General features: G+C 49.9%; 34 protein-coding genes. 2 read left to right on the top strand and 32 right to left on the bottom strand.

The features are described from left to right. Positions 1-132 precede the first annotated feature (132 nt). From ccsB to BQ6873_RS13265, 3 genes are all read right to left on the bottom strand, one after another. The gene (ccsB, locus tag BQ6873_RS13275; protein ID WP_076593059.1) at positions 133-1,284 is read right to left on the bottom strand and encodes a c-type cytochrome biogenesis protein CcsB; all 1,152 of its coding nucleotides are present in this window, start codon (positions 1,282-1,284) and stop codon (positions 133-135) included. A 158-nt stretch (positions 1,285-1,442) separates the two neighbouring features. After that, complete coding sequence (locus tag BQ6873_RS13270; RefSeq protein ID WP_076593058.1) at positions 1,443-3,560, bottom strand: cytochrome c biogenesis protein ResB; 2,118 nt, start codon at positions 3,558-3,560, stop codon at positions 1,443-1,445. A gap of 146 nt (positions 3,561-3,706) precedes the next feature. Continuing rightward, positions 3,707-4,366 (bottom strand): c-type cytochrome, encoded by a 660-nt coding sequence (locus BQ6873_RS13265; protein WP_076593057.1) that lies wholly within the window; start codon positions 4,364-4,366, stop codon positions 3,707-3,709. Positions 4,367-4,529: 163 nt separating this feature from the next. Here BQ6873_RS13265 and yihA point away from each other — a divergent pair, with 163 nt between their 5' ends. Next, positions 4,530-5,237 (top strand): ribosome biogenesis GTP-binding protein YihA/YsxC, encoded by a 708-nt coding sequence (gene yihA / locus BQ6873_RS13260; protein ID WP_076593056.1) that lies wholly within the window; start codon positions 4,530-4,532, stop codon positions 5,235-5,237. A 211-nt stretch (positions 5,238-5,448) separates the two neighbouring features. Further along, positions 5,449-6,462 (top strand): porphobilinogen synthase, encoded by a 1,014-nt coding sequence (hemB, locus tag BQ6873_RS13255; RefSeq protein ID WP_076593055.1) that lies wholly within the window; start codon positions 5,449-5,451, stop codon positions 6,460-6,462. A 72-nt stretch (positions 6,463-6,534) separates the two neighbouring features. Here the strand turns inward: hemB and BQ6873_RS13250 are convergent, their stop codons facing one another. The 29 genes from BQ6873_RS13250 to rpsS all read right to left on the bottom strand — a co-directional run bounded on the left by BQ6873_RS13250 (position 6,535) and on the right by rpsS (position 22,915). After that, the gene (locus BQ6873_RS13250; RefSeq protein WP_076593054.1) at positions 6,535-7,173 is read right to left on the bottom strand and encodes a peroxiredoxin; all 639 of its coding nucleotides are present in this window, start codon (positions 7,171-7,173) and stop codon (positions 6,535-6,537) included. A 125-nt stretch (positions 7,174-7,298) separates the two neighbouring features. After that, positions 7,299-9,059, bottom strand: coding sequence for a protein-disulfide reductase DsbD (gene dsbD, locus BQ6873_RS13245; RefSeq protein ID WP_076593053.1), 1,761 nt, complete (start codon positions 9,057-9,059; stop codon positions 7,299-7,301). Next, complete coding sequence (gene cutA, locus BQ6873_RS13240; protein WP_076593052.1) at positions 9,052-9,393, bottom strand: divalent-cation tolerance protein CutA; 342 nt, start codon at positions 9,391-9,393, stop codon at positions 9,052-9,054. The genes dsbD and cutA overlap by 8 nt, the downstream gene beginning before the upstream one ends. Before the next feature lie 17 nt (positions 9,394-9,410). Next, positions 9,411-10,196: an ABC transporter permease gene (locus BQ6873_RS13235; RefSeq protein WP_076593051.1), complete on the bottom strand. Its 786-nt coding sequence runs from the start codon at positions 10,194-10,196 to the stop codon at positions 9,411-9,413. Further along, positions 10,193-11,125: an ATP-binding cassette domain-containing protein gene (locus BQ6873_RS13230; RefSeq protein ID WP_076593050.1), complete on the bottom strand. Its 933-nt coding sequence runs from the start codon at positions 11,123-11,125 to the stop codon at positions 10,193-10,195. The genes BQ6873_RS13235 and BQ6873_RS13230 overlap by 4 nt, the downstream gene beginning before the upstream one ends. Before the next feature lie 123 nt (positions 11,126-11,248). Then, positions 11,249-11,644: a 50S ribosomal protein L17 gene (rplQ, locus tag BQ6873_RS13225; RefSeq protein WP_076593049.1), complete on the bottom strand. Its 396-nt coding sequence runs from the start codon at positions 11,642-11,644 to the stop codon at positions 11,249-11,251. A 147-nt stretch (positions 11,645-11,791) separates the two neighbouring features. Further along, positions 11,792-12,769 (bottom strand): DNA-directed RNA polymerase subunit alpha, encoded by a 978-nt coding sequence (locus BQ6873_RS13220; protein WP_076593048.1) that lies wholly within the window; start codon positions 12,767-12,769, stop codon positions 11,792-11,794. Between the two features lie 94 nt (positions 12,770-12,863). Beyond that, a complete protein-coding gene (gene rpsD / locus BQ6873_RS13215) occupies positions 12,864-13,487 on the bottom strand; it encodes a 30S ribosomal protein S4 (protein WP_076593047.1) in 624 nt (207 codons plus the stop codon). 175 nt (positions 13,488-13,662) lie between these two features. Further along, positions 13,663-14,067, bottom strand: a complete 405-nt coding sequence (gene rpsK, locus BQ6873_RS13210; protein WP_007875349.1) for a 30S ribosomal protein S11 — start codon at positions 14,065-14,067, stop codon at positions 13,663-13,665. 45 nt (positions 14,068-14,112) lie between these two features. Beyond that, a complete protein-coding gene (rpsM, locus tag BQ6873_RS13205) occupies positions 14,113-14,478 on the bottom strand; it encodes a 30S ribosomal protein S13 (protein WP_076593046.1) in 366 nt (121 codons plus the stop codon). A gap of 28 nt (positions 14,479-14,506) precedes the next feature. Beyond that, on the bottom strand, positions 14,507-14,620 hold the full coding sequence (gene rpmJ, locus BQ6873_RS13200) for a 50S ribosomal protein L36 (protein WP_012081231.1): 114 nt from the start codon (positions 14,618-14,620) through the stop codon (positions 14,507-14,509). Positions 14,621-14,660: 40 nt separating this feature from the next. Continuing rightward, complete coding sequence (gene infA / locus BQ6873_RS13195; RefSeq protein ID WP_005663428.1) at positions 14,661-14,879, bottom strand: translation initiation factor IF-1; 219 nt, start codon at positions 14,877-14,879, stop codon at positions 14,661-14,663. A gap of 24 nt (positions 14,880-14,903) precedes the next feature. Beyond that, entirely contained in the window at positions 14,904-16,235 is a 1,332-nt protein-coding gene (gene secY / locus BQ6873_RS13190; protein WP_076593045.1) for a preprotein translocase subunit SecY, read from the bottom strand. 27 nt (positions 16,236-16,262) lie between these two features. Beyond that, complete coding sequence (gene rplO, locus BQ6873_RS13185) at positions 16,263-16,694, bottom strand: 50S ribosomal protein L15 (RefSeq protein WP_076593044.1); 432 nt, start codon at positions 16,692-16,694, stop codon at positions 16,263-16,265. Between the two features lie 26 nt (positions 16,695-16,720). Further along, entirely contained in the window at positions 16,721-16,900 is a 180-nt protein-coding gene (gene rpmD, locus BQ6873_RS13180; protein WP_206604447.1) for a 50S ribosomal protein L30, read from the bottom strand. A 10-nt stretch (positions 16,901-16,910) separates the two neighbouring features. Continuing rightward, complete coding sequence (gene rpsE, locus BQ6873_RS13175) at positions 16,911-17,429, bottom strand: 30S ribosomal protein S5 (RefSeq protein ID WP_076593042.1); 519 nt, start codon at positions 17,427-17,429, stop codon at positions 16,911-16,913. A 12-nt stretch (positions 17,430-17,441) separates the two neighbouring features. Then, positions 17,442-17,804, bottom strand: a complete 363-nt coding sequence (gene rplR / locus BQ6873_RS13170; protein ID WP_076593041.1) for a 50S ribosomal protein L18 — start codon at positions 17,802-17,804, stop codon at positions 17,442-17,444. 9 nt (positions 17,805-17,813) lie between these two features. Further along, entirely contained in the window at positions 17,814-18,347 is a 534-nt protein-coding gene (gene rplF, locus BQ6873_RS13165) for a 50S ribosomal protein L6 (protein ID WP_076593040.1), read from the bottom strand. 10 nt (positions 18,348-18,357) lie between these two features. Then, positions 18,358-18,753 (bottom strand): 30S ribosomal protein S8, encoded by a 396-nt coding sequence (gene rpsH, locus BQ6873_RS13160; RefSeq protein ID WP_012081237.1) that lies wholly within the window; start codon positions 18,751-18,753, stop codon positions 18,358-18,360. A 14-nt stretch (positions 18,754-18,767) separates the two neighbouring features. Next, positions 18,768-19,073 (bottom strand): 30S ribosomal protein S14, encoded by a 306-nt coding sequence (rpsN, locus tag BQ6873_RS13155; protein WP_076593039.1) that lies wholly within the window; start codon positions 19,071-19,073, stop codon positions 18,768-18,770. Positions 19,074-19,080: 7 nt separating this feature from the next. Continuing rightward, entirely contained in the window at positions 19,081-19,620 is a 540-nt protein-coding gene (gene rplE / locus BQ6873_RS13150) for a 50S ribosomal protein L5 (protein WP_076593038.1), read from the bottom strand. Between the two features lie 6 nt (positions 19,621-19,626). Continuing rightward, positions 19,627-19,941 (bottom strand): 50S ribosomal protein L24, encoded by a 315-nt coding sequence (rplX, locus tag BQ6873_RS13145; RefSeq protein WP_012081240.1) that lies wholly within the window; start codon positions 19,939-19,941, stop codon positions 19,627-19,629. A gap of 9 nt (positions 19,942-19,950) precedes the next feature. Continuing rightward, positions 19,951-20,319 (bottom strand): 50S ribosomal protein L14, encoded by a 369-nt coding sequence (rplN, locus tag BQ6873_RS13140; protein ID WP_011872519.1) that lies wholly within the window; start codon positions 20,317-20,319, stop codon positions 19,951-19,953. Between the two features lie 226 nt (positions 20,320-20,545). Continuing rightward, positions 20,546-20,818 (bottom strand): 30S ribosomal protein S17, encoded by a 273-nt coding sequence (rpsQ, locus tag BQ6873_RS13135; protein WP_012081242.1) that lies wholly within the window; start codon positions 20,816-20,818, stop codon positions 20,546-20,548. Then, positions 20,818-21,009 carry a 50S ribosomal protein L29 gene (rpmC, locus tag BQ6873_RS13130; protein ID WP_076594129.1) on the bottom strand — a complete coding sequence of 64 codons (192 nt, stop codon included), beginning with the start codon at positions 21,007-21,009 and terminating at the stop codon, positions 20,818-20,820. Before rpmC ends, rpsQ begins: the two co-directional genes overlap by 1 nt. Positions 21,010-21,020: 11 nt before the next feature. Next, entirely contained in the window at positions 21,021-21,440 is a 420-nt protein-coding gene (gene rplP / locus BQ6873_RS13125; RefSeq protein ID WP_076593037.1) for a 50S ribosomal protein L16, read from the bottom strand. A 2-nt stretch (positions 21,441-21,442) separates the two neighbouring features. Then, on the bottom strand, positions 21,443-22,291 hold the full coding sequence (gene rpsC, locus BQ6873_RS13120) for a 30S ribosomal protein S3 (RefSeq protein WP_076593036.1): 849 nt from the start codon (positions 22,289-22,291) through the stop codon (positions 21,443-21,445). Between the two features lie 9 nt (positions 22,292-22,300). Next, positions 22,301-22,633 carry a 50S ribosomal protein L22 gene (gene rplV, locus BQ6873_RS13115; protein WP_012081245.1) on the bottom strand — a complete coding sequence of 111 codons (333 nt, stop codon included), beginning with the start codon at positions 22,631-22,633 and terminating at the stop codon, positions 22,301-22,303. Between the two features lie 6 nt (positions 22,634-22,639). Next, positions 22,640-22,915 (bottom strand): 30S ribosomal protein S19, encoded by a 276-nt coding sequence (rpsS, locus tag BQ6873_RS13110; RefSeq protein WP_008113170.1) that lies wholly within the window; start codon positions 22,913-22,915, stop codon positions 22,640-22,642. Positions 22,916-22,921: the final 6 nt, after the last annotated feature.

The raw sequence follows: 22,921 nt of genomic DNA, 5'->3' as shown, positions 1-22,921 counted from the left end.
TAAGGCTTGTGCTCATTAGTCTATTCAGACCCGACAACCTTACAGGAGTTTCAAAATAGAAAGGGGAAACCACAAATTCAGTTTCCCCTTGCCCGTTCTTTTCAGAATTGTGTCTTCGACGTGATGCCGATCTTACAGCTCACCGTAGGAGTGCAAACCGGACAGGAACATATTGACGCCCAGGAAAGCGAAAGTTGTTACCAGTAAGCCAATTACAGCCCACCATGCAGCAACCTTACCGCGCAAACCCTTCATCAAACGCATGTGCAGCCAGGATGCGTAGTTGAGCCAGACGATCAGCGCCCAGGTTTCCTTGGGATCCCACGACCAGTAACCGCCCCACGCTTCTGCCGCCCACAATGCACCAAGAATAGTAGCAATAGTAAAGAACGCGAAACCAACTGCGATCGCCTTGTACATCACATCATCCAGCACTTCCAGCGCAGGCAAGCGATCAACAAATATACCGTGCGACTTCAACAGGTAAGCGACGGCTACCATTGCCGCCAATGAAAACGTGCCGTAACCGATAAAATTGGCTGGTACATGTATCTTCATCCACCAACTTTGCAGAGCAGGAACCAGTGGTTGAATTTCTGCAGCATCACGGCTGACCGTATACCAAAGCAAAAAGCCAACAGCCGCTGAAATCACCAACAACACGAATGGCCCCAACTGGCGCGTCGCATAAACCTGCTCGTAATACAGATAAAAGAGTGCCGTGATCATGCAGAACAAAATGAACACTTCATACAGATTCGATACCGGAATATGACCAACATCGGCACCGATCAAATACGACTCATACCAACGTACCAGCATGCCGGTGAAACCCATGATCACCGCCGCCCAGCACAGCTTACTGCCGAGTGAAGCGCCGGTAGGTGAACGCGCGATCAATCCTCCCCAGTAAAACACTGTCGACAAAAGGAAGAGCGTGCTCATCCACAAAATCGCCGATTGGCTGGAGAGCAAATACTTCAGGAAGAATTTTTGATCGGCCATGGCCAGCGCGCCGCCGTACATCGAAATTGCTGAGAGCGACAACACCGCTAACAAAGCAATCAGCCAACGCACCGATTTCCAGTGCCAACCCAACCAGGCAAACGTAGGCGCGGCCAATACGAGGATTGCTTCCTCGTAGATATCCATATGATGGCCAAAGCGATTCAACGCAAACAACGACGCTGCCAGCAAGGCTGCGCCATATAACCAGTCCAGCGCCGACAGGCGCTTGAAGAAACCCGGTGGCTGCGTATAAATTTGATCTTGTACTGCGTCCATTGCTATCTCCGTAATGATTACTACCGACTTGCACTATGGCTTTTCACTTGGATAAAGCCGTACAAAGTTCAGTGTAAATTCTTGATCTGCATATCCTGCAAAGGCGAAACCGATAAGGGCAGCTCAGTATAGTTGAGTCTGCCCGTTAATTCAGTTTGTTACTTCTGTTCCGGCCCTGATTGCAGCAGTTGCTTTTTAAATATCTCAAACTCTTTTTCGAAGTCGAGTGTCTTGCGTTGTGAACTCATTGCCATGATTGCGCGCGCGCCATCATCTTCCGATTTGATCCAAATCCAGAGTCGACGTTCACGTATATAGAACATCGAGAACACACCGAGCACGAGCAACAAACAACCGAAATAAACAATATTCTTGCCTGGTGAACGTGTCACTTGCAATACCGATGCCTTGATTTCATCAAAGCCCTGCAACTGCAGGTAAACCGGCGCACCGTAAAAGAAAGAATCTGAAAATGCATTCGTTGCCAGTTGCAAAAAGCGACCGTGCTTCTCATCCAGTTCGATGGGTTTCAAACCTTCTTTTGCACGTGCGATTTGCCACAAATCCCACATGCTGCCATTCATGATTTTCATGAAAATATCAGCAGCCTTTTCCTGGTCTTCTGGCGGAATACGTTCGAGAAATTTCGACACGGCAATATAACCAGCATTCTGTCCGTCGCCGGCAAAAATCGTCAAACCTTTCAATGCCGAAGCCTGCAATTGCGCACGCAAGGCGCCAACGCCTTCACGCGATTCCGGCAATGCACGCTGCGCATAGCGTTGCGCCGCCAACAAACGCAAATCAGGATTCAGAATCGCTGCACGCAGACGCATCCACTCTTCCACCGTATCGTTATCATCAGCAGGAATGCGCAGGAAGCGGAACGGTTCGGCTGGCGACTCACGCATACCAGCGAGGAAAACATACGCGCCGTCTACCAGCACAGGCTGCATGTAGTTATGGTATTCACGTGCCTGGCCATTCTTGTCGCGCAATTTATATTGCACGCTTGGACCGACGTTCTTCAAATCCTTGTTATTAGCGTTTTTCGCTGCGGAGCCCAGGTGTTTGTCGAAACTGGATGACAAACCCTGATTCGGATTAACGGCGCGTACATCCTGCCCATTCTTCGCCATGTTCTCGACGTTGAATGCGCGGAAGCCTGACCATTCAACCGTGTAATCACCACCTTTGGCAGATTCAAGCGGTGTCGCACCACCTACCTCACCCTGCAAGGAAAATGCCGTGTGTCCAGTGCCCTGCATCGGATAACCAGCCAGCTTCAACTTGCTGCCACCATCTTCAAAACTCGACTGATACACCGCTACGCCACGATAGATCAGTGGTTCGTTCACCTTGATAGTGGCGGGAAATACTTTGCCGTTTTCATGATCAGTCACCACGACTTCGCTGGCAAACAACTTGGGCATGCCGGTCGAGTAGTAATCGATGATGAATTTTTTGAGTTGTATCGTGAAAGGCAAATCCTGAATCAGTACGCCATCTTGCTGCGCAATAATGGCCGTGCTACTGCTACTGCCTTCCGGGATCAGCGTATTGCCACGAAAGGTGGGATTGCCCAAACCCAGACGGTGCTGCGCTGGAATTTCTGCTATGACGCCGCTGCCTGAGAACGGCGTTTTATCGAACAATAATTTTTGTATGCGTATCGGCAACTCGGAGTCGAGCAAACCACCAATACAGATAATCACTATCGAGCTGTGCGCAAAAATATAGCCCCACTTATTGGCCGCACCTTGTTTGGCGGCAATCAGCGTGGCATTTTCTTTTTCAACGACTTTGGTTTTGTAACCGTTGGCAGTAACGCGCTCCAACATTTGTGAAGTCAAAGCAGCACGTGAAATATTGACCTGCCACTCTGCCTTGTGATGAAAGTTACGCAGCGATTGTTCACGCACGTTTTCGCGCCAGCTGCGCATGTCCTTCAACATCTTGGGCGCATTACGCAACAAGCACAGCGAAGTCGACGTCACAAGGAAGGCCATGATCAGCAAGAACCACCAAGTCGAATACACGGCATACAGGTTCAGCTTGCCGAATACCTCAAACCAGAAAGGCCCGAACTGATTGACGTAATTCGTCATCGGTTCGTTTTGCTTCAGTACAGTACCGATAATCGATGCAATCGAAATCAGTGTCAGCAAACTGATCGCAAACCGCATTGAAGACAACAACTCGACGGTATCCGCCAACCAACGGCGGCTGGTTTTTAATTCCCATCCGCCTGTATTTGTTTCTGTTTCGCTTGTCATTCCGTCATCCTAAAACCGCTACTAAAACCATACGCCGACCGTCAGTGTAGATGCTATCCGGTGTATGTTCGCGGTGTCTCCGTAAAAAGAAAAAAGGGGTAGCCTTAGCCACCCCTTTTTTTATTCATCTTCTGGCAATTATTTTTTTATTTCAAGCCAGCGACGTAATCTGATACTGCTTGAATTTCTTCATCCGACATACGCTTGGCGATGGTTGTCATCGGCTCGCTGTTCTTACGTGCGCCGGTGCGGAAAGCGATCAATTGCGCCGCTGTGTAGTCTTGATGCTGGCCAGCCAATCGTGGGTACTGCGCAGGAATACCTACGCCGTTTGCGCTATGGCAGGCTGCGCAAGCTGGAACGCTCTTTTCAGCAATACCACCGCGGTAGATTTTTTTGCCCAGTTCAACCGTATCTTTATTCTTGGCTGCGCCTGGGGATGGCTTTTGCTTGGCAAGATAGGCGATCACGTTTTGGATATCGTCTTCTGTCATGCCTTTGGCAATCGAAGTCATGATCGCGTTGTTACGCGTAGGGCCTTTGAAATCAACCAGTTGCTTATGAATATAAGCACCGTGCTGACCTGCAAGCTTGGGATTTTGTGAGATCGTCGAGTTACCTGCTGCACCGTGGCAAGCGATACAAGCGGTGACATTGCGTGTAGCGTCGCCCGTGTTGTAAAGCGCTTCGCCTTTGGCTGGATCAGCTTTAACGGCTTTTTTATCTTCAGAAGCGTTGGCGATAGAGGCAATTGCCAACAATGCAACGAACAAGGATTTTACGATTGGAGAACAAACACGATTCATTCAAACACCCTGGAGACTTAATTATTAAAATTTTGCCCGATTGGCGACGATTTACGGCCACTTAGACACGAGTTCTCTTCTGCGGCGCAACAATGCGTAACCCCTTATTGTACAATAGCTTTCCGGCATTTTTGCCACCCTTCAAGCATTTTCTGCTCATCCTATGTCCCTACTTTGGCAAGCCCGCTTCTTTACCACGGTCAATCATCTCCGTGACCTGCCAAATACGCAAGTCCCTGAAATCGCATTCGCCGGTCGCTCTAACGCAGGTAAATCTACTGCAATTAACATCCTGTGCAACCAGAAAAAACTGGCTTTTGCGTCCAAAACACCGGGCCGTACACAGCACATCAACTATTTCTCCATTGGTGGCGCGCATGTCGGCCAACATCGTAAAGATGAAACCAAGGTAGATGAAATCCGCGGCCTGCTGGTGGATTTGCCTGGCTATGGTTACGCACAAGTGTCAGGCTCGGCCAAGCTGCACTGGCAAGAATTGCTGGGCGATTACGTACAACGTCGCGAACAACTCGCCGCCTTGGTATTGATTATTGATTCACGTCGTCCGTTTACCGATCTTGATATCCAGATGCTGGAATGGTTTGCCCCAACCGGCAAGCCGATACACTGCCTGTTGACGAAATCCGACAAACTCAACCGCAACGATTCGGCCAATGCCTTGCGCACTGCGCGTACCATCCTTGGCAGCTACGTGGATGAAAACGGCGAACCGTTTCCATTTACGGCACAATTATTTTCGGCGCTCAAACGCAGCGGCCTCGATGAAGCCAATGACAAGATAGTGGAATTGTTAGGATTGAATGTCGAACCGCCAGAAGCAGCGAACGACACAGATACAAATGATGTCTGACGAATAAGTACACGCCGGGCAAAAAAAGGCCCTGGAGAAAGGGGAGTATCTCCAGGGCAATAATGCCATATCGCGCTTGTGCGACCTGGCCCCGCTCAGGGAGGAGAAGCGGGAGATGCAAAGCACCCGCTACTAGGATGAGCATACGGTAAAAAAGTTTCATTTATTTTTCCCGTTTTTTTAACAACCCTCATTTTGTTGAATGACCGCCATGTCCAAACTTTTATCCAATGCACAATTTCCCGCGGTACGGATGCGCCGTATGCGCAAGGACGCCTTCTCGCGCGCGATGATTCGCGAGAACGTAGTCACACCGGCCGATCTGATTTATCCGGTGTTTATTACCGAAGGCGAAAACCAGCGTGAAAAAGTGTCATCCATGCCGGGCGTGGAGCGTCTTTCTGTTGATTTATTATTAAGCGTGGCGGAAGAATGCGTAGAACTGCATATTCCGGTCTTGGCATTATTCCCCGTCATTCAAGCCTCGCTGAAAACACCTGATGGCATCGAGGCAACCAACCCGAACGGCCTGATCCCACGCGCCGTACGTGAGTTAAAAAAGCGTTTCCCTGAATTAGGCATCCTGACCGACGTCGCGCTCGACCCATACACCAGCCACGGCCAGGACGGCGTGATCGATGCACACGGTTATGTACTCAACGATGAAACCTGCGCCATCCTCACCAAACAAGCGCTGGCACAAGCCGAAGCCGGTGTCGATATCGTTGCACCGTCCGACATGATGGATGGTCGCATCGGCTCCATCCGCTCCGCGCTGGAATCGCATCATCATATTTACACGCGCATCATGGCGTACTCTGCCAAATACGCATCGGCGTTTTACGGCCCATTCCGCGATGCAGTCGGCTCTTCCGCGACGCTGGGCAAAAGCAACAAGTCCACTTATCAAATGGATCCAGCCAACAGCGACGAAGCCTTGCGTGAAGTTGCCCTGGATCTGGCTGAAGGTGCAGACATGGTGATGGTCAAACCAGGTATGCCGTATCTGGACATCGTGCGTCGTGTCAAAGATGAGTTCAAGGTCCCGACCTTTGCCTATCAAGTCAGTGGCGAATACGCGATGATCAAGGCCGCAGCGCAAAATGGCTGGCTCGATCACGACAAGACCATGATGGAATCCATGATCGCATTCAAACGTGCTGGAGCCGATGGCGTGCTGACTTACTTTGCACGCGATATCGCGCGACGCCTGAAACTCGGCTGATCACGGATTAGGAAGTCAGTAGAAAAACAAAAAGCGTCCAAATGGACGCTTTTTTATTTGCAGCAATACCGATTATTTATTCGGTTGTGGTGTCAGGCGCAGATAAGGACGCTCAGCCTTGTAACCCTTAGGATACTTCTGCTTGATGACTGCCTCATCCTGTACCGTCAGCGGAATGATCACGTCATCGCCATCGCGCCAGTTACCTGGTGTTGCAACGGTGTAACCATCAGTCAATTGCAAGGCATCGATCACGCGCAGCACTTCATCGAAGTTACGGCCGGTGCTCATAGGATAAGTAATTGTCAGACGGATTTTCTTTTGCGGATCGATCACGAACAGCGAACGCACGGTAGCCGTCGCCGATTGATTCGGATGGATCATGTCATACAGAGTGGAAACCGATTTGTCCGCATCCGCAACAATAGGAAAACCAACCACGGTTTTTTGCGTGGCTTCGATATCCTTGATCCACTCGACGTGCTTGTCTGCTGGATCAACCGACAGTGCAATCGCTTTCACATTGCGTTTGTCGAACTCAGGTTTCAGCTTGGCGGTCAGGCCCAGCTCAGTCGTGCAGACCGGTGTAAAGTCAGCTGGATGCGAGAATAAAACAACCCAGGAATCGCCTGCCCATTCGTGAAATTTTATTTTGCCGATCGACGAATCTTGCGTGAAATCGGGGGCAGTATCGCCTAAACGTAAAGTCATTGCTTTCTCCTTTGCACTGTAATCATTAAAGTCTGACTATAGCCCTGCCAGACCACTTTCCCAACGACAAATAACAACTATACAAATAACGAGGAGCTATGATCATAGCGCAAGCTGCGTCGCACTTAAAATTGCTTGATCAGTGCCAATGATTGCGTGAACTTGTCTGCGTTCTGAAAACCAATGACACGCCCGCCCTGGATTTCCTGACCGGCCTTATCAAAGAAAATAATGCCCGGCGGTCCGAATAAATTGAAGCGACGCAACATGGCTTTGTCTTCTGCATCGTTCGCCGTCACATCGACCTGCAGCAGAACCATTTCAGCGAAGTGGGTACGCACACGCTGATCAGTGAAAGTCAGCTTTTCCATCTCGATACAAGAGACACACCAATCCGCATAAAAATCCAGCATCACATGTTTGCCTTTAGCCTGCGCCAAAGCGGCGTCCAGATCCGCTACCGTTTTAACATGCTTGAACGTCACCTTCTCTTGACGCTCGCCTTGCAAATGTTCAAGCGGTGCCAATGCATCACGGCCACCGGTTGCGACGCCTACCAATTGCAACATGCCGAGTACGACGCAAATCAAACCAACCGCCTTCGAGAACCAACCACCTTTTGCGCCCCACAACAAGTAGGCGCCATAACCAACCAGCAGCGCAGTCCAGCCCAGCATTTGCGCAACAGCAGGAATCACCGGCGACACCATCCACAAAGCGACGACCAGCATCAGCACGCCAAAGAAACGCTTGACCGCATCCATCCACATCCCGGCACGCGGCAACAAAGCGCCTGCTGACAAACCGACTAGCAATAAAGGCACACTCATACCGATCGCCATCGTAAACAGAGCACTGCCACCTATCATCACATCACGAGTCTGGCTGATATAGACCAAGGCACCGGCTAAAGGAGCGGCCACGCAAGGACCAACTATCAGGGCCGACAAAGCACCCATGATGAACACGCCGATTAACTTGCCGGCAGATTGCTTCTCCGATGCCTGCGTCAATTTGGTTTGTATTGCTGCTGGCATCTGCAATTGATAAACATCAAACATCGACAAGGCCAGTACAACCATCAAAATAGCGAAGGTACCCAAGACCCACGGATTCTGTAGCGCCGCTGCCAAGCCTTCACCGATCAAGCCCGCTGCCGTGCCGAGCAAGGTATAGACGATGGCCATACCCAGCGAATACACCAGCGCCAATACAAAGCCGCGACTACGCTTTACTTGCGTGCCTTCACCCACAATGATGCTGGAAAGGATAGGCACCATAGGCAAGACGCAAGGCGTAAACGCCAGCCCCAAGCCCAGCAAAAAGAACAATGGCAATATGGTCAGCAACTTCCCGCTTTTCAGCGAACGTTCTATCTGCCCCATTTCAGATTCAGGCAAAGCATTGCCTGCCTGCGCAGCAGGGGTAGACGATGACAATATCTCTGCTCCGCCGCCTGCAACCGATAAACGCGCCTCGGAATCCATAGGCGAATAGCACAAGCCTTTATCCGAACAACCCTGGCTGGTCGCTATCAATGTGAACGGTGCAGAGGCCTCTACCGGAATACGTATCGTCACACTATTGCGATACGTTTCGACATCCTTCTGAAACGTTTCATCGAATTTGATTTTTCCATCAGGAATAATCGGCTCGCCCAATGTTGCACCAGCGGCTTTGAATGCAAAGCGTTCACGGTACATGTAATAACCGTCGGCGATCGCATAAGTGACTACTATTGTTTTTGCATCGTCCATGCGCGCAGAAAATTTGAACGCTACTTCAGGGTTCAAAAAATCTTCATCAGCGTGCACAAGCGGCGCCAAGCCGCACAATACAATTGCGAGCAAAAAGCCGCGCAGCATCAACATCCATTTCTTAAACATCACTATCCTTATTTGTTTCCTGCCTCACCCAATCGAGATAGACCGACAAACCTTCAACAACGGGAACTGCAATAATTTCCGGCACATCGTATGGGTGCGCGGCCTTGATCGCTGCTTCCAATTCGGTGTAACGCGCTTGTGTCGTTTTAATATGTAGCGTTACTTCACTTGCCTCTTCAATCACGCCTTGCCAGCGATACATAGATTGCACTGCAGGCAAGATATTCACGCACGCAGCCAAACGTTGTTCAAGCAAGTGCTGCGCTAACTTCTTCGCGCTTTCTATATTGGGCACATTGCTGCACACCAACAATACTTGGCCTGTTATCGACATGCGTATTCAACCTTCGTTCAATTCAAGAGACGTTTGCGCGTCAATACGATCGCCACATAAAATCCTGCGACGCAATATATAAGCAATATGCCTATATCCAGCACCGGCGTTGGCGGCCAAGTACCCAGAATCAGTGGGCGCACCAAATTCACCGCGGCACCCAGCGGCAATATACTGGAGATCACCTGCAACCACGATGGCAATTGCGCTATCGGATAATACACACCTGACAAAAAGATCATCGGCGTCAACACCAGCGTGAAATAGTAGGTGAAGAAATCGTAGCCTTTAGCCAATGCATTAATCACCAAGCCTAGGGATGCGAACATCATGCCGATCAAGAACAGCAAAGGCACTACGAGGATAGTATGCCAATGCAAACCTATACCTAGAGCAAAGATCACGCACAGGATCGCCACACCCGAGATCAAGGCCTTGGTCGCTGCCCACAACATTTCTGCCAGCACCACATCATCCAGTGATAGCGGCGCATTCAACAGCGCCTCCCACGTCTTCTGCACATGCATGCGCGAGAAAGCTGAATACAGCGCCTCAAACGAAGCCGCCATCATGATGGACATGCATATCGAGCCAGATGCCAGATATTGAATATATGGAATGCCATTCACATGCGTCAGCAAGCTACCGAGGCCATAACCGAAAGCAACCAGCGTAATCAATGGATCGGCAATATTGCCCAGCACGCTGGCACCTGCCAGTTTTTTCCACACTAGGAAATTGCGTTGCCAGACTGGGAAGGCGCGCAGCGAAAAAGTAGGCAAAGCGTATAAGGTCGATTTCAATCTCGCATCTCCCTACCGGTCAATTTTAAAAACACATCTTCCAGATTGGCTGGACGGTGAACGTAGCGCACATTGGGCGTTTTATCCAAACCATCAAGCAAGGCTTGCGCATCATTGGTATAGCAAAAGATAGTTTCACCGCTGACTTCATAACGCGCTGATTTTGCCCGTCCTTCCGCTGCACCCCATGCTGCTGCACCATCGCCATAGACTTCGACCACTTGTGCCTCAATATGTTGCGCAATCAAATCACGTGGCGAACCTTCTACAATTAATTTGCCATGATCCATCACGGCGAGACGGTCGCACAGGCGCTCCGCCTCATCCATGAAGTGTGTGGTCAGGAATATCGTTTTGCCACGTGCCAGCAGCGCTTTCAGACGTTCCCAGATCATGTGGCGCGCCTGCGGATCGAGACCGGTGGTCGGCTCATCCATAAAGATCAGATCAGGATCGTTAACCAAGGCACGCGCCAAGGTTAAACGGCGCCGCATGCCACCGGACAACTCGCCAATACGCGCGTCTTTTTTATTCGTCAGATTGGCAAATTCCAGCAGCGATGGAATACGCGTCAGTATTGTTTTGTCATCGATACCAAAGTAACGGCCAAAGACCAGCAGGTTTTCCGATACGGTGAAATCAGGATCCAGATTATCGCCTTGCGGTACGACACCGACACGCGCACGTGCTTCGCGCGCATATTGTGGAATCGCGTGACCAACCAGCGTAATCGTGCCACTGTCAGGCGTAGTTAAGCCCAGGCACAGACGCAGTGTCGTTGTTTTACCTGCGCCATTTGGCCCCAATAGCCCATAGCATTCACCGCGCCGCAATGCGAATGACAAACCATCAATCACCTTGCTGGTTGCAGCATGGCGGCCAAACGATTTATGCAAGTCGACGACGGAGAGAATAGAAGAATCGGACATGAGTAACGGTTCTTTATTAAGAGCGTCCATCTTGCCACAAACATCTTTGTCGTTCTGAAAAAGCAAAAGCCAGGCTATGCCTGGCTTTTGTCATCTATGCAAACCGCTTGCGCGGTCGCTTACTTATTCGCCGCTGGTATCGTCAACAGCTTCAGTTGTATCTGGACGATCAACCAATTCGATAAATGCCATAGGTGCGTTGTCGCCAACACGGAAACCCATTTTCAAGATACGCAGGTAGCCGCCATTGCGGTTAGCGTAACGTGGACCGAGTTCAGCAAACAGTTTGACAACCATTTCACGATCGCGCAGGCGATTGAAGGCGAGACGCTTGTTTGCCAGGCTGTCGGTTTTGCCGAGAGTCAGGATCGGTTCAATAACGCGACGCAGTTCTTTTGCTTTTGGCAACGTTGTTTTGATTGCTTCGTGACGCAGCAAGGAAACAGTCATGTTGCGCAACATAGCAAGACGATGCGAAGAAGTACGATTTAATTTACGAAGGCCGTGACGGTGACGCATGGTAATTCCTTTCTAGTTTGAGTTTAAATCCAGTTCTTCTATCGACACTGCATAGTGCAATGACGCGGACCGGTATCTATAAATTTTACGACGGTGGATTCTACTACAAAAACCATTGGGGCAGAGTCGCCTCTACCCCAACTTAAATTACTTCTCCAAACCAGCTGGCGGCCAGTTTTCGAGTTTCATGCCCAACGTCAAACCGCGGGATGCCAATACTTCCTTGATTTCATTCAAGGACTTACGGCCGAGGTTAGGCGTTTTCAACAATTCATTTTCGCTACGTTGGATCAAATCACCAATGTAGTAAATGTTTTCTGCTTTGAGGCAGTTAGCCGAACGCACTGTCAGTTCCAGATCATCGACTGGGCGCAACAGGATAGGATCGACGGCAGGTGCACGTGAAGGTGCATCTGCTGGCGCTTCTGTGCCTTCCAGAGCAGCGAATACATTCAGTTGATCAACCAGAACGCGCGCCGATTGGCGTATCGCTTCTTCTGGCGAGATCACGCCGTTTGTTTCGATGTTGATGACCAGCTTGTCCAGATCGGTACGCTGTTCAACACGAGCCGACTCAACTGCGTACGACACGCGGCGAACTGGCGAGAACGAAGCGTCCAGAATGATACGGCCGATAGTCTTGTTGGTATCTTCCGACAAGCGACGAACGTTACCTGGTACATAGCCACGGCCTTTTTCGACTTTGATCTGCATGTCGAGTTTGCCGCCGGCGGTCAAGTGAGCAATCACGTGATCCGGGTTGATCAGCTCAACGTCGTGTGGCAATTCGATATCGGATGCCAACACTGGGCCTTCGCCGTCTTTCTTCAGAATCAAGGTGACGTCGTCACGGTTGTGCAACTTGAACACAACGCCCTTCAGATTCAACAACAGATCAACAACGTCTTCCTGCACGCCGTCGAGTGACGAGTATTCGTGAACTACACCAGCGATAGTGACTTCTGTTGGCGCGTAACCAACCATCGAAGACAACAGAACGCGACGCAGCGCGTTACCCAAGGTGTGGCCATAACCACGTTCGAACGGTTCCATTACGACTTTAGCGTGACCGGCACCGAGCACTTCAACTTCAATAATACGTGGCTTCAACAAACTGTTTTGCATGAAATGTCCTTTTCAATACCCTCGGCTCATTACACCGATAAGGCTGATGGCATTACGAGAAAAGCCCACCAGAAGGTGGGCCGGGGATTCAGTATTAACGGGAATACAATTCGACGATCAACGATTCGTTGACGTCGTTAGCGATTTCGCTACGATCTGGAGAGGACTTGAAAGTACCTTCCATTTTCTTAGCATCAACAGATACCCATGATGGCATACCGATTTGTTCAGCCAAGGACAAAGCCTCAACGATACGCACTTGTTTTTTCGATTTTTCACGAACGGCGATTACGTCGCCCGGTTTAACTTGGTACGAAGCGATGTTGACAACGATACCGTTGACGGTGAACGCTTTGTGCGAGACCAACTGACGGCCTTCAGCACGTGTCGAACCAAAGCCCATGCGATACACGACGTTGTCGAGACGCGCTTCGAGCAATTTCAACAATGTTTCGCCGGTATTGCCTTTACGGCGGTCGGCTTCTGCGAAGTAGCGGCGGAACTGACGTTCCAAGATGCCGTACATACGTTTAACTTTTTGCTTCTCACGCAATTGATTGCCGTAGTCAGAGGTACGAGCACCGGAAGTGCGACCATGTTGACCAGGTTTCGAATCAAGTTTGCATTTCGAGTCCAGCGAACGACGTGCGCTTTTCAGGAAAAGGTCGGTACCTTCACGACGGGAGAGTTTTGCTTTAGGTCCAATATAACGTGCCACGAGAATTTCCTTTAGATAATGACGCCCCGAATGAATCTTCTTGCGAAAACCAATTCACTGAGCGCTAGTCTGACAAATCTGCAATCAGACAGTGGGCTTACTTAAGAACAAAACCCGCCAAGGTCTTTGGCGGGCGAATTACGGCACAACAAACTACCGTTGATACAACAAATGCTTAGATACGACGACGCTTTGGTGGGCGGCAACCGTTATGTGGCACTGGTGTAACGTCTTGAATCTGGGTAATTTTGATACCGAGATTGTTCAACGCACGCACAGCCGATTCACGGCCTGGGCCTGGGCCCTTGATGCGAACTTCCAGATTCTTGATGCCACATTCAATCGCGACCTTGCCAGCTGCTTCTGCTGCAACCTGCGCTGCAAACGGAGTCGATTTACGCGAACCCTTGAAGCCAGCACCGCCAGACGTTGCCCATGACAGCGCATTGCCTTGACGATCTGTGATCGTGATGATGGTGTTGTTGAAAGACGCGTGTACGTGCGCGATGCCTTCAGCAACGTTCTTTTTAACTTTCTTACGCACACGTGCTGCTGCGGCGTTATTAGGTGCTTTTGCCATTATTCTTTCCTTGAATCCGACGTCTAATCGAACTACTTACTTGAATTATTTCTTCAGCGATTGTGCTGCTTTACGCGGACCCTTGCGAGTACGTGCATTCGTACGTGTACGCTGACCACGGCAAGGCAAACCTTTGCGATGACGCATACCACGATAGCAACCCAAGTCCATCAGGCGCTTGATGTTCATCGAGATTTCGCGGCGCAGATCGCCTTCGACGATGAATTTTGCAATCTCATCGCGCAGCTTTTCGAGCTCGTTGTCGTCCAGATCTTTGACCTTTTTAGTGGTCAGAACACCGGCTGTGTCGCAAATTTTTTGCGAACGTGGGCGGCCAATACCATAAATAGCGGTCAGACCGATTACAGTATGTTGATGGTTGGGTACGTTTACCCCTGCGATACGTGCCATTCGTTATTCCTCAATCAATAACGTTAAATTAACCTTGGCGCTGCTTATGACGCGGTTCGATGCAAATTACTCGAACGACGCCCTTGCGCTTGATGATCTTACAGTTGCGGCAGATCCGCTTGACTGATGCGAGCACTTTCATTTTTGCCCTCTTTCTTACAGTTCTTGATTCGTTTTTAAAGTTACTTAGTACGGAACACAATACGTGCCCTACTTAAGTCATAAGGTGTCAATTCTACCGTCACCTTGTCGCCAGGCAAAATGCGAATATAGTTCATGCGCATTTTTCCTGAAATATGACCAAGCACTACGTGCCCATTTTCCAACTTAACTCGAAATGTTGCGTTTGGAAGATTCTCTAGAATCTCCCCCTGCATTTGGATTACGTCGTCTTTTGCCATTCGTTTGCCCGTTTTCCTTCGCGCTTAGCGCGTTGGAATCCCGCCCTTGAAATTCGCTTTGCGGAGCAACGATTCATATTGCTGCGACATCACGTAGTTTTGCACCTGTGCCATGAAGTCCATCGTTACCACCACAATAATCAGAAGTGATGTTCCACCGAAGTAGAACGGTACCTTCCAACGAGCGATCAAGAATTCAGGCAGCAAACACACCAGCGTAATATAGACCGCGCCAGCCAATGTCAACCGAGTCAAAATCTTATCAATATACCGAGCGGTTTGATCACCAGGACGTATACCTGGAACAAACGCACCACTCTTCTTCAAATTATCGGCTGTCTCTTTGCTGTTGAATACCAAAGCGGTATAGAAGAAGCAGAAGAAAACAATCGCAGCAGCATACAGCAAAGCATGAATCGGCTCACCTGGTGCCATCGACGCTGCAAGATCCTTCAAGAACAGGACAAACTTGCTTGTCGTTTCACCCGATGTGAACCAGCTCGTAATCGTCGCCGGGAACAAAATAATCGACGAAGCGAAAATCGGAGGAATCACACCAGCCATATTCAACTTCAATGGCAAATGACTGCTTTGACCACCGTAAATCTTGTTACCCACTTGACGCTTGGCATAGTTCACCAAGATCTTGCGTTGGCCACGTTCAATGAACACAACCAGATACGTTACAGCAGCAACCACCAGACAGATCAGAATTGCTGACAGTGCATTCATCGAACCGGTACGAACCAATTCAAACAAACCTGCAACTGCACTTGGCAAACCTGCCGCGATACCAGCGAAAATGATGATCGAGATGCCGTTACCCAAACCACGTTCGGTAATCTGCTCACCCAACCACATCAAGAACATTGTGCCGGTTACCAGCGTAATGACTGTCGTGAGGCGGAACGCCATGCCTGGATCAATGACCAGACCAATTTGCGATTCCAGCGCCACTGCGATACCCAAACCTTGAAAGGTCGCCAACAATAACGTGCCGTAGCGTGTGTATTGTGTGATCTTACGACGGCCTGATTCGCCTTCTTTTTTCAACGCTTCCAACTGCGGAGACACTACCGACATTAATTGCATGATGATCGATGCAGAAATGTACGGCATGATACCGAGCGCAAAAATCGTAAAGCGGGACAACGCGCCACCCGAGAACATGTTGAACATGCCCAAGATACCGCCTTGATTTTGCTTAAACAACTGCGCTAACTGTTCCGGATCAATTCCTGGGACAGGAATGTGTGCACCGATACGAAATACAACCAATGCACCGAGCAAGAACCAGAGGCGACCCCATGGAAATCCACTTGTCGCACCCTTAGCAAGCTGAGGAGTAGTCGCCAATGTTTACTCCGTTATCAGACTACAAACTTACGCAACCGAACCGCCAGCGGCTTCGATCGCTGCTTTTGCGCCTTTTGTTGCGATCAAGCCTTTGAGCGTCACTTTTTTAGTGATCGAACCGGACAAGATAACGCGAACAACACGTGCGAGCTCACCGATAACGCCGGCTTGTTTCAATGCCAGGATATCGACTTCCGTCACTGGCAATGCTTCCAGATCGGACAAGCGAACTTCTGCTTTGTATGGCGTTGCCAGCGATTTGAAACCACGCTTAGGCAAACGACGTTGCAAAGGCATTTGACCGCCTTCGAAACCGACTTTATGGAAACCGCCTGAACGGGATTTTTGACCTTTGTGACCACGGCCCGATGTCTTACCCAGACCGGAACCGATACCACGGCCGACGCGTCGCTTGTAGTGCTTAGCGCCGTCTGCTGGTTGAATGCTATTCAATTCCATGATTTTCTCCGTGCGCAAGCCGAGGCTTACGACACTACTTTCACGAGATACGATACTTTGTTAATCATGCCGCGAACTGCCGGTGTGTCTTCCAACTCGGATACCGAGTTGATACCGCGCAAGCCCAGGCCGCGAACGGTAGCGCGATGTGTTTCGCGGGTACCGATCAAACCTTTGACCAATGTAACTTTAACTGTCTTTGCCATTGTGCTCACCTTAGCCCAGAATTTCTTCAACAGACTTGCCGCGCTTAGCTGCAATTTCCGAAGCAGTGTTCATTTTTGCCAAGCCGTCCAGTGTTGCACGAACCATGTTGTAAGGATTGGTCGAACCAGTGGATTTCGCCACAACGTTCGTTACACCCATTACTTCAAAAATTGCGCGCATTGGACCGCCAGCAATCACACCAGTACCGTCTTTAGCTGGCAGCATCAAAACTGATGACGCGCCGTGCTTGCCGGTTACCATGTGTTGCAAAGTACCGTTTTTCAACGTGACTTTGATCATTTTGCGGCGCGCTTCTTCCATTGCTTTTTGCACTGCGACCGGCACTTCTTTCGATTTGCCTTTGCCCATACCGATGCGGCCATCGCCATCACCGACTACAGCCAATGCTGCGAAACCCATGATACGACCACCCTTGACCACTTTGGTCACACGGTTGACCGCGATCATTTTTTCGCGCATGCCATCATCCGGCTTATCGCTTTGCATTTTGGATTGCATTTTTGCCATGACGATTCTTCCTTAGAACTTCAGACCAGCTTCACGCGCAGCTTCAGCAACTGCTTTGACGCGGCCGTGATAACGGAAACCGGAGCGATCGAACGCAACTTCGGCGATTCCTGCTTTCAGTGCTTTTTCTGCAACGCGCTTGCCTACCAGTGCAGCAGCGGCAGTATTACCACCTTTACCGGACTGACCAGCCAACTCTTGGCGCACTTCAGCTTCTAATGTCGATGCTGAGGCCAAAATTTTGGCATCTGGTCCGATGATGCTAGCGTAGATGTGCAAGTTGGTGCGATGCACTGCCAGGCGAATCACCTTTAACTCAGCGATCTTTGCTCGAGTTTGGCGTCCGCGGCGCAGACGTGATTGTTTCTTATCCATCGTCAACCCTTACTTCTTCTTGGTTTCTTTAATCACAACCACTTCGTCCGAATAACGAACGCCTTTGCCTTTGTAAGGCTCAGGACTGCGGTATGCGCGGACTTCAGCAGCCACTTGACCAACTTGCTGGCGGTTGATGCCTTTGATCAGGATCTCGGTTTGCGTCGGTGTTTCCACTTTCACGCCGGCTGGCATTTGGTGTACTACAGGATGCGAGAAACCCAACGAAAGATTCAGCTTGTCACCTTGCGCTGCCGCACGGTAACCAACGCCAACCAACGTCAATTTCTTTTCAAAGCCTTTAGTTACGCCATTGACCATGTTATTGACCAATGCGCGCAATGTACCCGACATCGCATTTGCTTCGCGGCTGTCGTTAGCGGCTTTAAAATTCAGTGTACCGTTAGTGTTTTCGACCTGCACCAAGCCATTCAATGACTGGGACAAAGTACCCAACGGGCCTTTTACTGTGATTTGCGCTGCAGTAATGGTCGCTTCCGCGCCACTAGGCAGTGCAATCGGCATTTTACCTACACGAGACATCTTGCACTCCTTAGGCGACGTAGCAAATAACTTCGCCACCGACACCGGTTGCGCGCGCTTTGCGGTCAGTCATAACGCCTTTTGGTGTTGACACGATAGCCACACCCAAACCGTTCATGACGTTTGGAATATCGTCCTTGCCCTTGTAGATACGCAGCCCTGGACGGGATACGCGCTCCAAGCGCTCAATAACTGGACGACCTGCATAATATTTCAAACCGATTTTCAGCTCTGCTTTACCAGCAGCCTCTGTCACGGCGAAGTCTTCAATGTAACCCTCGTCCTTGAGGACGTTGGCAATCGCAATTTTGACCTTCGACGACGGCATTGCTACCGAAGTCTTTTGAACCACTTGCGCATTGCGGATACGGGTCAGCATATCGGCGATAGGATCGCTCATACTCATTGCTTATTCTCCTATTACCAGCTGGCTTTAGTCATACCCGGGATTTCGCCACGCATGGCGACTTCACGGAGCTTAATACGGCCCAAACCGAACTTACGGAAAGTGCCACGGGGGCGACCAGTCAAAGCGCAACGGTTACGTTGACGAGTAGGAGCCGAGTTACGTGGCAACGCCTGCAATTTCAGGCGCGCTTCGTAGCGCTCTTCTTCCGACTTCGATTGGTCATCAATGATCGCCTTCAACTCAGCGCGTTTGCCGGCATATTTCTTTACCAGGTCTGCACGCTTTTGTTCACGGTTAATCAGTGCCAGTTTTGCCATGGCAACCTCAGTTTCTGAACGGAAATTTAAATGCGGCGAGAAGCGCTTTTGCTTCATCGTCGGTCTTTGCAGTTGTCGTGATACTGATATTCATACCACGCAATGCATCAATCTTGTCGTACTCAATTTCGGGGAAAATGATCTGCTCTTTCACACCGATATTGTAATTACCACGCCCGTCGAACGCCTTGCCGGAGATACCACGGAAGTCGCGCACACGTGGCAACGCAACAGTGATAAAACGATCAAGGAACTCATACATGTGAGCGCCACGCAAAGTCACCATACAACCGATTGGATAACCTTCGCGAATTTTAAAACCAGCAATCGCCTTGCGCGCTTTGGTAACTACTGGCTTTTGGCCAGCAATCTTAGTCAAATCGCCAACTGCGTGTTCGATGATTTTCTTGTCTGCAACAGCTTCCGACAAACCCATGTTCAGGGTGATCTTCAGAATGCGCGGAACTTCCATTACCGATTTGTATGCAAATTTTGCAGTCAAATCAGCAACGACTTTTTCTTTATAGAATTCTTGGAGACGGGCCATGATCTCTTAAACCTTCACTGCTTCGCCGCTTGACTTGTAAACGCGGACTTTTTTACCGTCCACATCTTTAAAGCCAGCACGATCTGCCTTGCCGGTTGCAGCGTTAAACAACGCAACATTCGACACATGAATTGGCATCAACTTATCGACGATGCCGCCAGTTGCACCTGTCATTGGGTTAGGCTTGGTCGCTTTTTTAGCAACGTTGACACCCTCGACAACTACGTAGTTAGCATCAACACGGCGTTGAACAACACCACGTTTGCCTTTGTCTTTGCCAGTCAGCACAATGACTTCGTCGCTTTTACGAATCTTATCCATCACGACTCCTTACAGAACTTCAGGCGCAAGAGAAACGATTTTCATGAAGCGCTCAGTGCGCAATTCACGTGTAACCGGTCCAAAAATACGCGTGCCAATTGGCTCCAGCTTTGCGTTGAGCAAAACTGCTGCATTGCTGTCGAACTTGACCAGGGAGCCATCTTGACGACGAACACCTTTAGCAGTACGCACAACAACAGCGTTATAAATTTCGCCTTTTTTCACACGACCACGTGGCGCTGCAACTTTGACGGTGACCTTGATCACATCGCCAATACCTGCGTAACGGCGTTTTGAACCGCCCAGCACCTTGATGCACATTACTTCGCGAGCACCAGTGTTGTCGGCTACTTCGAGCCGGCTTTCAGTTTGAATCATAGTATTTTCTTTCCCAACTTAACCCGATCACTGCGCACAATGCACACTCACGGTCAGTCTTGGTCCCGGCAGCCCGCCGAAAGCAGACTGATGAGGTGGACGATTTCAAAAACCTTTGATTAGCACCACTACTCGGCGCTAACTCTTTTTACTGCCTTGCAACAGAAACATTACAAGAACGAAGCCCGCTATTATTACATCGAAATAGCGGGTCCGCAACAACTAATTAAACTATTTGCGCTGCTTGTACAACACGTGTCACGGTCCAAGCTTTAGTTTTGGAGATAGGACGACCTTCTTGAATCTCGACCGTATCACCAGCTTTTGCCTGGTTACCTTCATTATGCGCATGATACTTGCTCGAACGCATGATGATTTTGCCGTACAACGGATGCTTGACGTGACGCTCGATCAGCACGGTTACGGTCTTGTCCATCTTGTCAGACACGACTTTGCCAATCAACGTACGCTTAAGCGCTTGTTTTACTTGATCGTTCATTATTTGGCGTCCTTCTGATTCAAGACCGTTTTCACACGTGCTATATCGCGACGTACTTTTTTCAGCTGCGATGTGTTGTTCAGCTGTTGTGTTGCAATCTGCATACGCAGACCGAACTGAGCTTTCAACAAATCGTTCAGTTCTTTGGTCAAAGCCGCTTGGTCTTTGCCTTGGAGTTCAGATGTTTTCATGTTCATCCCTATCATTGGCCGACTTGACGGACGACGAACTTAGTCAATAACGGCAGTTTAGCTGCAGCCAAGCGGAACGCTTCGCGAGCCAGAGTTTCGTCAACGCCATCCATCTCGTACAACATTTTGCCTGGCTGAATTTCAGCCACGTAGTATTCCGGATTACCCTTACCGTTACCCATACGGACTTCAGCAGGTTTTTGCGAAATTGGCTTGTCTGGGAAAATACGAATCCAGATACGGCCACCACGTTTGATGTGACGCGTCATTGCACGACGTGCCGCTTCAATTTGGCGAGCAGTAATACGACCACGACCAATTGCTTTCAGACCGAATTCACCGAACGACACGGCTGTGCCGCGCGAATGGGAAATACCGGTATTACGGCCTTTTTGCTCTTTACGATATTTTCTGCGTGCTGGTTGCAGCATGATTATTCTCCTGCTTTCTCAGCCGACACAGCCGCATCAACAGCGCCATCCGGCTTTTTCGCACGAACACGCTTAGCTGCCGGTGCGGCGCCTGGTGCAGCAGCACCTGGTTGACCTTCTGGGCGAGCAGTACGTGGACGGCTGCTTGGTTTGCCATCGTCACGGCGTGGGCCACGACGTTTGGTGTCATCTTCTTTTGTCAGGTCAACTGGCAGTTCGCCGCTAGGCAAACGATCGCCCTTGTAAACCCAAACTTTAATACCGATGATGCCGTAAGTTGTTTCCGCTTCGCCGAAACCGTAGTCGATATCTGCGCGCAGTGTGTGGAGTGGTACGCGACCTTCGCGATACCATTCTTTACGTGCGATCTCGATACCGTTCAAACGACCGGACGACATGATCTTGATGCCTTGTGCACCGAGGCGCATTGCATTTTGCATTGCACGCTTCATTGCACGACGGAACATGATACGTTTTTCCAATTGCTGTGCAATCGAATCAGCGATCAGTTGTGCGTCGGTTTCTGGCTTACGAATTTCTTCGATATTCACATGAACCGGCACGCCCATCATTTTGGTCAGTGCGGACTTCAACACTTCAATGTCTTCACCTTTTTTACCGATCACGACACCAGGGCGTGAGCTGTAAATGGTGATACGAGCATTTTTAGCTGGGCGCTCGATAACGACGCGACCAACTGAAGCGTTCTTCAGTTTTGTTTTCAGGTATGCGCGAACTTTGAGATCTTCGTTGAGCATGGTGGCAAAATTGCTATTGCCAGCATACCAACGCGATGCCCAATTACGCGATACCGCAAGGCGGAAACCGGTTGGATGTATCTTCTGTCCCATCGTGACTCCTTAATTACCGACAGTCACATAAATGTGACAGGATTGTTTAGAGATACGATCACCACGGCCTTTTGCACGCGCTGTGAAGCGCTTCAAGACCGAACCTTTTTCAACATAAATTGTTGTAACTTTCAATTCGTCGATATCCGCACCATCATTGTGCTCGGCGTTCGCAATTGCGGACTCCAACACACGTTTGATGATCGCAGCACCTTTTTTAGGGCTGAATTGCAAGATATTGAGCGCTTGATCCACTTTTTTGCCGCGGATCTGGTCTGCAACGAGACGGCCCTTTTGAGCCGACAGGCGCACACCACGGAGGGTAGCTTTAGTTTCCATCATCGGACCTTATTTCTTAGCCTTCTTATCAGCAGCATGACCTTTGAACGTGCGGGTCAGCGCGAATTCGCCGAGCTTGTGACCAACCATGTTCTCGGATACGTAAACCGGCACGTGTTGCTTACCGTTATGCACTGCGATCGTCAAGCCGATGAAGTCAGGCATGATTGTCGAACGGCGCGACCAAGTTTTGATTGGCTTTTTGTCTTTGATCGCTTGCGCGGTCTCAACTTTTTTCACCAGGTGGGCGTCACAGAACGGCCCTTTTTTTAATGAACGTGTCATGTCTTA

Source organism: Herminiimonas arsenitoxidans, assembly GCF_900130075.1.
Lineage (GTDB): Bacteria > Pseudomonadota > Gammaproteobacteria > Burkholderiales > Burkholderiaceae_D > Oxalicibacterium > Oxalicibacterium arsenitoxidans.
This window is presented reverse-complemented; position numbering and strand designations above follow the sequence as displayed.

Coding starts and splice junctions, on each gene's coding strand:
- ccsB (WP_076593059.1), bottom strand. CDS start 1,284: ATGGACGCAGTACAAGATCAAATTTATACGCAGCCACCGGGTTTCTTC.
- BQ6873_RS13270 (WP_076593058.1), bottom strand. CDS start 3,560: ATGACAAGCGAAACAGAAACAAATACAGGCGGATGGGAATTAAAAACC.
- BQ6873_RS13265 (WP_076593057.1), bottom strand. CDS start 4,366: ATGAATCGTGTTTGTTCTCCAATCGTAAAATCCTTGTTCGTTGCATTG.
- yihA (WP_076593056.1), top strand. CDS start 4,530: ATGTCCCTACTTTGGCAAGCCCGCTTCTTTACCACGGTCAATCATCTC.
- hemB (WP_076593055.1), top strand. CDS start 5,449: ATGTCCAAACTTTTATCCAATGCACAATTTCCCGCGGTACGGATGCGC.
- BQ6873_RS13250 (WP_076593054.1), bottom strand. CDS start 7,173: ATGACTTTACGTTTAGGCGATACTGCCCCCGATTTCACGCAAGATTCG.
- dsbD (WP_076593053.1), bottom strand. CDS start 9,059: ATGTTTAAGAAATGGATGTTGATGCTGCGCGGCTTTTTGCTCGCAATT.
- cutA (WP_076593052.1), bottom strand. CDS start 9,393: ATGTCGATAACAGGCCAAGTATTGTTGGTGTGCAGCAATGTGCCCAAT.
- BQ6873_RS13230 (WP_076593050.1), bottom strand. CDS start 11,125: ATGTCCGATTCTTCTATTCTCTCCGTCGTCGACTTGCATAAATCGTTT.
- rplQ (WP_076593049.1), bottom strand. CDS start 11,644: ATGCGTCACCGTCACGGCCTTCGTAAATTAAATCGTACTTCTTCGCAT.
- BQ6873_RS13220 (WP_076593048.1), bottom strand. CDS start 12,769: ATGCAAAACAGTTTGTTGAAGCCACGTATTATTGAAGTTGAAGTGCTC.
- rpsK (WP_007875349.1), bottom strand. CDS start 14,067: ATGGCAAAAGCACCTAATAACGCCGCAGCAGCACGTGTGCGTAAGAAA.
- rpsM (WP_076593046.1), bottom strand. CDS start 14,478: ATGGCACGTATCGCAGGGGTAAACGTACCCAACCATCAACATACTGTA.
- rpmJ (WP_012081231.1), bottom strand. CDS start 14,620: ATGAAAGTGCTCGCATCAGTCAAGCGGATCTGCCGCAACTGTAAGATC.
- infA (WP_005663428.1), bottom strand. CDS start 14,879: ATGGCAAAAGACGACGTAATCCAAATGCAGGGGGAGATTCTAGAGAAT.
- rplO (WP_076593044.1), bottom strand. CDS start 16,694: ATGGAATTGAATAGCATTCAACCAGCAGACGGCGCTAAGCACTACAAG.
- rpmD (WP_206604447.1), bottom strand. CDS start 16,900: ATGGCAAAGACAGTTAAAGTTACATTGGTCAAAGGTTTGATCGGTACC.
- rpsE (WP_076593042.1), bottom strand. CDS start 17,429: ATGGCAAAAATGCAATCCAAAATGCAAAGCGATAAGCCGGATGATGGC.
- rplR (WP_076593041.1), bottom strand. CDS start 17,804: ATGGATAAGAAACAATCACGTCTGCGCCGCGGACGCCAAACTCGAGCA.
- rplF (WP_076593040.1), bottom strand. CDS start 18,347: ATGTCTCGTGTAGGTAAAATGCCGATTGCACTGCCTAGTGGCGCGGAA.
- rpsH (WP_012081237.1), bottom strand. CDS start 18,753: ATGAGTATGAGCGATCCTATCGCCGATATGCTGACCCGTATCCGCAAT.
- rpsN (WP_076593039.1), bottom strand. CDS start 19,073: ATGGCAAAACTGGCACTGATTAACCGTGAACAAAAGCGTGCAGACCTG.
- rplE (WP_076593038.1), bottom strand. CDS start 19,620: ATGGCCCGTCTCCAAGAATTCTATAAAGAAAAAGTCGTTGCTGATTTG.
- rplX (WP_012081240.1), bottom strand. CDS start 19,941: ATGGATAAGATTCGTAAAAGCGACGAAGTCATTGTGCTGACTGGCAAA.
- rplN (WP_011872519.1), bottom strand. CDS start 20,319: ATGATTCAAACTGAAAGCCGGCTCGAAGTAGCCGACAACACTGGTGCT.
- rpsQ (WP_012081242.1), bottom strand. CDS start 20,818: ATGAACGATCAAGTAAAACAAGCGCTTAAGCGTACGTTGATTGGCAAA.
- rpmC (WP_076594129.1), bottom strand. CDS start 21,009: ATGAAAACATCTGAACTCCAAGGCAAAGACCAAGCGGCTTTGACCAAA.
- rplP (WP_076593037.1), bottom strand. CDS start 21,440: ATGCTGCAACCAGCACGCAGAAAATATCGTAAAGAGCAAAAAGGCCGT.
- rpsC (WP_076593036.1), bottom strand. CDS start 22,291: ATGGGACAGAAGATACATCCAACCGGTTTCCGCCTTGCGGTATCGCGT.
- rplV (WP_012081245.1), bottom strand. CDS start 22,633: ATGATGGAAACTAAAGCTACCCTCCGTGGTGTGCGCCTGTCGGCTCAA.
- rpsS (WP_008113170.1), bottom strand. CDS start 22,915: ATGACACGTTCATTAAAAAAAGGGCCGTTCTGTGACGCCCACCTGGTG.